An 8,591-nucleotide genomic window follows, 5' to 3' on the forward strand; every position below is an offset into this window, starting at 1 on the left:
CGGCGACACCATCCGGGTGTCGCTCAGTGCCCCGCCGGCGGAGGAGGTCAAGGTCGGCATCCAGATCCTGCAGTCGCTGGGGCTCAAGGAGCGCCGGCTGGAGATCGTGTCGTGCCCGTCGTGCGGCCGTGCCCAGGTCGACGTCTACAAGCTGGCCGAGGAGGTCACCGCCGGTCTCGACGGCATGGAGGTCCCGCTCCGCGTCGCCGTGATGGGCTGTGTCGTCAACGGTCCCGGTGAGGCCCGCGAGGCCGACCTCGGCGTCGCCTCCGGCAACGGCAAGGGCCAGATCTTCGTCAAGGGCGAGGTCATCAAGACCGTACCCGAGTCCAAGATCGTGGAGACCCTCATCGAAGAGGCCCTGAAGATCGCCGAGCAGATGCAGGCCGACGGCGTGGCCTCCGGCGAACCCACGGTCGCGGTCGCCGGCTGACCGTCCCTTCCGAGCCGTGCCGCCCCCTGGGGGCGGCACGTCACATTATCGGCAGGTACAGTGCGGAGATCAGCAGACCTTAGGGTGAGGCCCCGCACGTGTTGACGCAGACCACCTCCCGGGTCCTCGAACCGAGCGACCTGGACGCCGCGCTCGCCGTCCTCGACCGCGAGCCGGTCGCCAACGCCTTCGTCACCTCCCGCGTACAGATCGCGGGCCTGGACCCCTGGCGGCTCGGCGGCGAGATGTGGGGCTGGTACGAGGACGGCATGCTGACGTCACTCTGCTACGCCGGCGCCAACCTCGTGCCCATCTGCGCCACCCCGCGCGCCGTGCGCGCCTTCGCGGACCGCGCCCGCCGGGCCGGCCGCCGCTGCTCCTCCATCGTCGGCCCCGCGGAGGCCACCGCCCAGCTGTGGCGGCTCCTCGAACCCAACTGGGGCCCGGCCCGCGAGGTCCGCCGCCGGCAGCCCCTCATGATCACCGACCAGCCGTCCGAGGCCGTCGCCCCGGACCCCCACGTCCGCCGCGTCCGCAAGGACGAGATGGACGCGATCATGCCGGCCTGTGTGGCGATGTTCACCGAGGAGGTGGGCATCTCCCCGCTGGCCGGCGACGGCGGCCTGCTCTACCAGGCCCGGGTCGCCGAACTCGTCTCCACCGGACGCTCCTTCGCCCGCTTCGACGCCGACGGCAAGGTCGTCTTCAAGGCGGAGATCGGCGCCGCGACGGACCGCGCCTGCCAGATCCAGGGCGTCTGGGTCGCCCCCGAACACCGCGGCCGGGGCCTCGCCGCCCCCGGCATGGCAGCGGTCCTGCGCTACGCCCTGACGGACATCGCTCCCACGGCCAGCCTCTACGTCAACGACTTCAACACGGCGGCCAGAAAGACCTACCGCCGAGTGGGCTTCCAAGAGGTCGGCGCCTTCATGAGCATCCTGTTCTGAACACCAGCCACACAAACGCGCCCCCGTAAGGGCCACGACGCCCTCGCACTTTGAAGTGCACGGGGTTGTGCCCCGTGAGGGGCGCGGGGAACGGCGCGCCAAGCCACGACGCCCCCGCACTTTGAAGCGCACGGGGTCGTGCCCCGCAAGGGGCGCGGGGAACGGCGCGCCAAGCCACGACGCCCCCGCACCCTGAAGCGCACGGGGCCGTGCCCCGTGAGGGGCGCGGAGAACCGCGCGACCAGCGACGACGCGCCCGCACCCCGAACAAGACAGGAACCCCCCTGTAGGCTCCCGGCATGGACGTAGTGATCGGCCCCCTGGACCTCGCAGCCGGCGTCGACGAGGCCCTCGCGGTCCAGGCCGCGGCCTTCGGCCTCGGCCCCGACGAGGTCGCCGTCCGCCGGCAGATCGTCCTGCGCCACATGACGAACCCCGGCGCCCGCGCCCTCGGCGCCACCACCCCCGACGGCACCCTCGCCGGCTTCGTCTACGGCATGCCCAACGACCGCTCCCACTGGTGGTCCACGATCGTGGAGCCCTACCTCCGCGCCCAGGACAACGACACCTGGCTCGACGACTCCTTCGTCATCACCGAGTTGCACGTCCACCCCGCCCACCAGAACCGCGGCGTCGGCCGCGCCCTGATCACCACGATCACCGACGGCGCCGCCGAACCCCGCTCGATCCTCTCCGCGATCGACATCGACAGCCCCGCCCGCGGCCTCTACCGCTCCCTCGGCTACCAGGACCTCGCCCGCCAGGTCCTCTTCCCCAGTGCCCCCAAGCCGTACGCCGTGATGGGCGCCCCGCTCCCGCTGCGCAGGGCCTGAGGCGTTAACCGATTTCCGCCACCCCGGACCGCCCGGCTAACCTCGTTTGTCATCATCCTTACTTCGCAGGAGACACGAGAACCATGGCGAACGCACCGGTCCAGCGCATGTCCAAGTTGTTGGCGAAGACGTTGCGCGACGACCCGGCGGACGCCGAGGTCCTCAGCCACAAGCTGCTCGTCCGCGCCGGCTACGTCCGCCGCACCGCCGCCGGCCTGTGGAGCTGGCTGCCCCTGGGCAAGAAGGTCCTCGCCAACATCGAGCGCATCGTCCGCGAGGAGATGGACGCCATCGGCGCCCAGGAGGTGACCCTCCCGACCCTCCTGCCCCGCGAGCCCTACGAGGCCACCGGCCGCTGGGAGGAGTACGGCCCCGAGCTGTTCCGCCTCCAGGACCGCAAGGGCGGCGACTACCTCCTCGGCCCCACCCACGAGGAGATCTTCACCCTGCTGGTGAAGGACCAGGCGTCCTCCTACAAGGACCTGCCCGTGATCCTCTACCAGATCGCGAACAAGTACCGCGACGAGGCCCGCCCCCGGGCCGGCATCCTGCGCGGCCGCGAGTTCCTGATGAAGGACTCCTACTCCTTCGACACCGCCGACGAGGGACTCGCCGAGTCCTACGCCCTGCACCGCGCCGCCTACCAGCGCGTCTTCGAGCGCCTCGGCCTCGACTACCGGATCTGCGCGGCGACCGCCGGCGCGATGGGCGGCTCCAAGTCCGAGGAGTTCCTCGCCCCCGCCGAGGCCGGCGAGGACACCTTCGCCGACTGCCCGAACTGCGACTTCGCCGCCAACACCGAGGCGATCACGTACCCGCTCAAGCCGGTGGACGCCGAGGGCGTGCCCGCCCTGGAGGAGATCCCCACCCCGGACACCCCCACCATCGAGACGCTCGCCGCCTCCCTCGGTGTCCCCGCCTCCGCCACCCTGAAGAACCTCCTGGTCAAGGTCGACGGCGAGATCGTCGCCGTGGGCGTGCCCGGTGACCGCGAGGTCGACCTGGACAAGGTCGAGGCGCACTTCGCGCCCGCCGCCGTCGAGCTGGTCACCGCCGAGGACTTCACGGGCCGTCCCGACCTGGTCCGCGGCTACGTCGGCCCGCAGGGCCGGGGCGAGAAGGTCACCTACATCGCCGACCCGCGCGTCGCACCCGGCACCGCCTGGATCACCGGCGCCAACAAGGAGCACACGCACGCCAAGAACGTCGTCGCGGGCCGTGACTTCGAGGTCGACGCCTACGTGGACGTCGTGGTCGTCCAGGAGGGCGACCCCTGCCCCAAGTGCGGCACCGGCCTCGTCCTCGACCGCGCCATCGAGATCGGCCACATCTTCCAGCTGGGCCGCAAGTACGCCGACGCCCTCAAGCTCGACGTCCTCGGCCAGAACGGCAAGCCGGTCCGCGTGACCATGGGCTCCTACGGCATCGGCGTCTCCCGCGCCGTCGCCGCCCTCGCCGAGCAGCAGGCCGACGACAAGGGCCTGATCTGGTCCAAGGAGGTCGCCCCCGCCGACGTCCACGTCGTCGCCGCCGGCAAGGCCCTCCAGACCGAGCTGGCCCTCGACGTCTCCGAGCGGCTCTCCGCCGCCGGCGTCCGCGTCCTCGTCGACGACCGGGCCGGGGTCTCCCCGGGCGTGAAGTTCACCGACGCCGAGCTGATCGGCGTACCCCAGATCCTGGTGGCCGGCCGCCGCTCCGCCGAGGGCGTCGTCGAGCTGAAGGACCGCCGCACCGGCGAGCGCGAGGAACTGACGGTCGACGAGGCCATCGCCCGCCTCACGGCCTGACACCGGTAGAGAAACGCCCAGGGCCCGTCCGGCACCGCCGGGCGGGCCCTACAGCCAGCCCGCGAACTCCAGCAGCAGCTCCGCGTCCTGGGCGCGGCCGACCCGGGACGCCCGTACACCCGACTCCACCGCCCGGAAGAGGGTCCAGCCGCGCAGGCGGTCGCGGTCGACCTCCAGGGACTCCGCGAGCCGCTTGATCCGCCGCCGGACCGTGGACGCGCCGGACGGCTGGGCGATCAGGTCCTCCACCCGGTCCCGTACCAGCCGGGCCAGGTCGAACGCCGACTCCCCGACCACCGGGTCGGGACCCACCGCCAGCCACGGCATCCGGTCCCCGGCCAGCACCTTGCTCTGCCGGAACGTGCCGTGCAGCAGCAGGTCCTGCGGGGGCGCGGCCAGCAACTCCTCGCGTACCGCGAGCGCCGCGTCGACCAGCGGCGCCACCGCCGGATCGGCCTCCGCGCCCGCCCGCATCGCCGCCGCCTGCCGCCCGGTCCGCCCGGCCACCGTCTCGAAGGGGTGCCCGGCCGGCGGCGCCACCCACAGGCGCCGCAGCGTCCCCGCCGCCTCCAGCAGCGCCCTGGACTCCGGCAGCGACCGCACCGAGACATCCGGATGCAGCCGCTCCAGCAGGAGTCCGCCCTCTTCCACGAACGGCTCCAAAAGCCGTACGGCGCCCCGGCCGCCCCAGTGCGCCAGCGCCGCCCGCTCGCTCTCCGGACGGGCCCGCGGCGGTGCCAGCTTCAGTACCGCGGGCGTTCCGTCGGCCGTGTGCACCAGCACCACCAGGCTGCTGCGCCCGCCGGGCACCTGCACCCGCTCCACGGTCGACCCGCGTAGAGCCACGGCCCGCCGGGCCGCCCCGGGCAGACCCGCGAGCCAGTCGTCACCGTCCGGTGCCGTCTCACCGAGCGCCCTGACCAGACGCCGCGGCGGTTCGAAAGCCATGCGCGAGCCGTTCCCTTCCGGTGCGAGTCTCTCCCGTACGGGCTCTCCCGTCCGTCCCCGTACGGGCTCTCCCCGTACGGGTCACGCGGTCGGTGTCGCCGGTGTCGCCGGGGCCGACGCGGTGCCGGCCCGCTCGGCGAGCCCTGGGAAGGCTACGCTCCCGCCGCGCCAGCGCACCGCGCGGACCGCCGCCTCCCGCAGCGCCTCGGCGGCGGTGGCCCGCCGGTCGCCGTCGGCCGCCCGCACCAGGTCCGACCAGACCCCGGCCACCCGCTCCTCCAGCTCGGCCGCCAGCCGCGCCGCCGCGGCCGCGTCCGGCACCGCGAACGGCAGCTCGTACCCGGCCGCCGAGGCGACCGGCTCACCACCGAGGTCGCGCACCTCACGCCCCAGCGCGTCACGCCGCGCCCGGTGCGCGTCGTACGCCGCACGCGCCTCGGTGCGCCGGTCCGCACCGACCCGGCCGCCGACGACGCCGTAGCCGTAGACCGCCGCGTGCTCGGCCGCCAGCACCGCCTGCAACGCCTTCAGCTCCCGCTTCTGTCCGCCGTCGTCGCTCACCCGTCGCCCTCCGTCAGCAGGTACACGTGTCCCGCCCCGGCCGCCGCGACCGAGGCCAGCAGCCGGGCCAGCTCGCCCGGGACGTCCGCCAGCGCCGCCGTCCGCCGTTCGGCCAGCTTCCGTTCGGCGGCGACGAGCAGGGCGAGCGCCTCCTTCTCGGCGGCCGGTACGGTGTCGGCCGCGGCACCGTCCGGCCCCGCGGCCCCCGCGGAACCCGAGGAGGACGGGGAGGACGGGGAGGACGGGGAGGACGGGGACGGCGAGGCCGCCGTCCGCCCGCCGCCGAACGCCTCCGCGTGCCGCACGACCTCCGCCCGCAGCGGACGCAGCCGCTCCGCCAGCGCCGGGTGCGCGGCGATCACCGCGTCGTACCGCCCGGCCAGCGCCGTACTGTCCCGTGCCGCACGCGCGCGTGCCCGGTCACCGGCCCGGGAAGCCGCGTCCGGTGTGTCACCGCCGGAGGAGTCGGTGCAGCCGGCCAGCAGCACCACCCCGGCGGCCGAGGCGAGCAGGCTCCTTCTGCGGGGCGGCGGCCCCGAGGGCGGGCGCGGCGATGAGGGCAACGACGACACGGCAGACGTCCTCGGCAGGCTCGTACGGAAGGGCGGCGGGGAGGGCGCGCGGGCGCGGGGCCGGCACACCTTGATCACCGTACCCGGCGGGCCGCCCACCGCCACTCATCGGCACCGTGGTGCCCGGTTGGCGGCAACACCCCCCGCGACCGGATACCCTTTGACCTGACACGCGACCCATCCCACAACAGCACACGCGGCCGAGGAGTCACCCGGATGAGCACCACCCAGAGCGAGAGGCTGCGAGAACTTCTGGAACCGCTGGTCGTCTCCCAGGGACTGGACCTCGAAGAGATCGCGGTGGACTCGGTCGGACGCAAGCGCGTGCTGCGCGTCGTGGTCGACTCCGACACCGGGGCCGATCTCGACCGGATCGCCGATGTGAGCCGCGCGCTCTCGGCGAAGCTCGACGAGACGGACGCGATGGGCGACGCCGAGTACACCCTGGAAGTGGGCACCCCCGGCGCGGAGCGCTCCCTCACCGAGCACCGCCACTACGTGCGGGCCACCGGCCGCCTGGTCCGCTTCCAGCTGCGCGAGGGCGGGGAACTGGTCGCCCGCGTCCTCACCGCTGACGACGAGGGCCTCGACCTGGAGGTCCCCGGCGTGAAGGGCCGCAAGGCCACCGCCCGCAGAATCGCCTTCGGTGACATCGACAAGGCGCGTGTCCAGGTCGAGTTCAACCGCAAGACCGAGAACGACAACGAAGAGAACGCAGAGGAGGCGTAGCCGTGGACATCGACATGAGTGCCCTGCGGGGTCTGGTACGGGAGAAGGAGATCTCCTTCGACCTGCTGGTCGAGGCGATCGAGTCGGCCCTCCTCATCGCCTACCACCGCACCGAGGGAAGCCGCCGCCACGCGCGCGTGAAGCTCGACCGCGACAGCGGACACGTGACCGTGTGGGCGAAGGAGGACCCCGACGACCTCGACGAGGGCCAGGCGCCCCGCGAGTTCGACGACACCCCGTCCGACTTCGGACGGATCGCCGCGACCACCGCAAAGCAGGTCATCCTGCAGCGGCTGCGCGACGCGGAGGACGACGCCACGCTCGGCGAGTACGCCGGCCGCGAGGGCGACATCGTCACCGGCGTGGTGCAGCAGGGCCGCGACCCGAAGAACGTCCTGGTGGACATCGGCAAGCTGGAGGCCATCCTGCCCGTGCAGGAGCAGGTCCCCGGCGAGACCTACCCGCACGGCACCCGGCTGCGGTCGTACGTCGTCCGGGTGGCCAAGGGCGTCCGCGGCCCGTCCGTGACGCTCTCGCGCACCCACCCCAACCTGGTGAAGAAGCTCTTCGCCCTGGAGGTGCCGGAGATCGCCGACGGGTCCGTCGAGATCGCCGCGATCGCCCGCGAGGCCGGTCACCGCACCAAGATCGCCGTCCGGTCCACCCGTTCGGGTCTGAACGCCAAGGGCGCCTGCATCGGCCCCATGGGCGGCCGGGTCCGCAACGTGATGGGCGAGCTGAACGGCGAGAAGATCGACATCGTCGACTGGTCGGACGACCCGGCCGACATGGTGGCCAACGCGCTCTCGCCGGCCCGCGTCACCAAGGTGGAGGTCGTCGACCTCGCCGCCCGGTCCGCCCGCGTCACCGTGCCCGACTACCAGCTCTCGCTGGCGATCGGCAAGGAGGGCCAGAACGCCCGCCTCGCGGCCCGGCTGACCGGCTGGCGGATCGACATCCGCCCGGACACCGAGCAGCCGTCCGGGGAATAGATCCAAGCCGTTCCGGCGCTGAGATCACGACAGCTTCGGGCGGCGTGTGTTCGATTCTTGCCCCGCAGGGGTGAGGTCGTCGCGGGGAGGTAGACTTAACGGTGTCTGGCCGGACGCGTGCTCGTGCATGCCCTGAGCGCACCTGTGTGGGGTGCCGGGAGCGAGCGGCCAAGACCGGACTGCTGCGCATCGTGGCGGCCGGGGGCGACTGCGTCCCCGATCCTCGCGGTACGCTGCCCGGCCGGGGTGCGTACGTACACCCCACCCAGGTCTGTCTCGACCAGGCGGTACGCCGCCGGGCGTTCCCGAGGGCACTGCGCGTCCCGGGACCGCTCGACGTAAAGGCGTTGCGCCACCACGTCGAGCAGACACAGTAAGAAGTGCCGCACGGAACCCCGTTGCGGCTTGGTACCTCGCGAGTCGAAAGCAGGTCGAGATTGCGATGAGCACTCGATGAGTACGCGATGAGTACGCCCATGAACTAGCGACGGTCCGGACGCAACCCGGACCTCAAAGGAGCGAAGTGGCTAAGGTCCGGGTCTACGAACTCGCCAAGGAGTTCGGTGTCGAGAGCAAGGTCGTCATGGCCAAGCTCCAGGAACTCGGTGAATTCGTCCGTTCGGCGTCTTCGACTATCGAAGCGCCCGTCGTACGCAAACTGACAGACGCCTTCCAGCAGGGCAGCGGCAACGGCCGCGCCGCCGGCAAGCCCGGCGCGCCCCGCAAGTCGGCCCCCAGGCCCGCGGCGCCCTCCCCGGCGCAGTCGGCCCCCCGTCCGGGTCCGGCCGC

11 protein-coding genes are annotated in these 8,591 nt (G+C 72.8%); 8 read left to right on the top strand and 3 right to left on the bottom strand.

What is annotated here, in order from left to right; all coding sequences use genetic code 11:
• The 4 genes from UW392_RS13905 to UW392_RS13920 all read left to right on the top strand — a co-directional run.
• Positions 1-433 (top strand): flavodoxin-dependent (E)-4-hydroxy-3-methylbut-2-enyl-diphosphate synthase (locus UW392_RS13905; RefSeq protein WP_320775271.1); only part of this gene is annotated, 433 nt, incomplete at its 5' end.
• Between the two features lie 98 nt (positions 434-531).
• Complete coding sequence (locus UW392_RS13910; RefSeq protein ID WP_320775272.1) at positions 532-1,380, top strand: GNAT family N-acetyltransferase; 849 nt, start codon at positions 532-534, stop codon at positions 1,378-1,380.
• A gap of 299 nt (positions 1,381-1,679) precedes the next feature.
• Complete coding sequence (locus UW392_RS13915; protein WP_320775273.1) at positions 1,680-2,213, top strand: GNAT family N-acetyltransferase; 534 nt, start codon at positions 1,680-1,682, stop codon at positions 2,211-2,213.
• 83 nt (positions 2,214-2,296) lie between these two features.
• Positions 2,297-4,000: a proline--tRNA ligase gene (locus UW392_RS13920; protein ID WP_320775274.1), complete on the top strand. Its 1,704-nt coding sequence runs from the start codon at positions 2,297-2,299 to the stop codon at positions 3,998-4,000.
• A 48-nt stretch (positions 4,001-4,048) separates the two neighbouring features.
• Here UW392_RS13920 and UW392_RS13925 read toward each other — a convergent pair whose 3' ends face one another.
• From UW392_RS13925 to UW392_RS13935, 3 genes are all read right to left on the bottom strand, one after another.
• The gene (locus UW392_RS13925) at positions 4,049-4,948 is read right to left on the bottom strand and encodes an aminoglycoside phosphotransferase family protein (RefSeq protein ID WP_320775275.1); all 900 of its coding nucleotides are present in this window, start codon (positions 4,946-4,948) and stop codon (positions 4,049-4,051) included.
• A gap of 81 nt (positions 4,949-5,029) precedes the next feature.
• Complete coding sequence (locus UW392_RS13930; protein ID WP_320775276.1) at positions 5,030-5,509, bottom strand: ferritin-like domain-containing protein; 480 nt, start codon at positions 5,507-5,509, stop codon at positions 5,030-5,032.
• Positions 5,506-6,081 carry a hypothetical protein gene (locus UW392_RS13935; RefSeq protein WP_320775277.1) on the bottom strand — a complete coding sequence of 192 codons (576 nt, stop codon included), beginning with the start codon at positions 6,079-6,081 and terminating at the stop codon, positions 5,506-5,508. Before UW392_RS13935 ends, UW392_RS13930 begins: the two co-directional genes overlap by 4 nt.
• Positions 6,082-6,297: 216 nt before the next feature.
• Between UW392_RS13935 and rimP the strand changes: the two genes are divergently transcribed.
• From rimP to UW392_RS13955, 4 genes are all read left to right on the top strand, one after another.
• Complete coding sequence (gene rimP / locus UW392_RS13940) at positions 6,298-6,810, top strand: ribosome maturation factor RimP (protein ID WP_320775278.1); 513 nt, start codon at positions 6,298-6,300, stop codon at positions 6,808-6,810.
• 2 nt (positions 6,811-6,812) lie between these two features.
• Positions 6,813-7,802: a transcription termination factor NusA gene (nusA, locus tag UW392_RS13945; RefSeq protein ID WP_320775279.1), complete on the top strand. Its 990-nt coding sequence runs from the start codon at positions 6,813-6,815 to the stop codon at positions 7,800-7,802.
• A 101-nt stretch (positions 7,803-7,903) separates the two neighbouring features.
• The gene (locus tag UW392_RS13950) at positions 7,904-8,179 is read left to right on the top strand and encodes a YlxR family protein (RefSeq protein WP_320775280.1); all 276 of its coding nucleotides are present in this window, start codon (positions 7,904-7,906) and stop codon (positions 8,177-8,179) included.
• Positions 8,180-8,325: 146 nt separating this feature from the next.
• A partial coding sequence (locus tag UW392_RS13955; protein WP_320775281.1) for a translation initiation factor IF-2 N-terminal domain-containing protein occupies positions 8,326-8,591 on the top strand: 266 nt, incomplete at its 3' end.

It is taken from the genome of Streptomyces sp. CRN 30 (assembly GCF_034105845.1).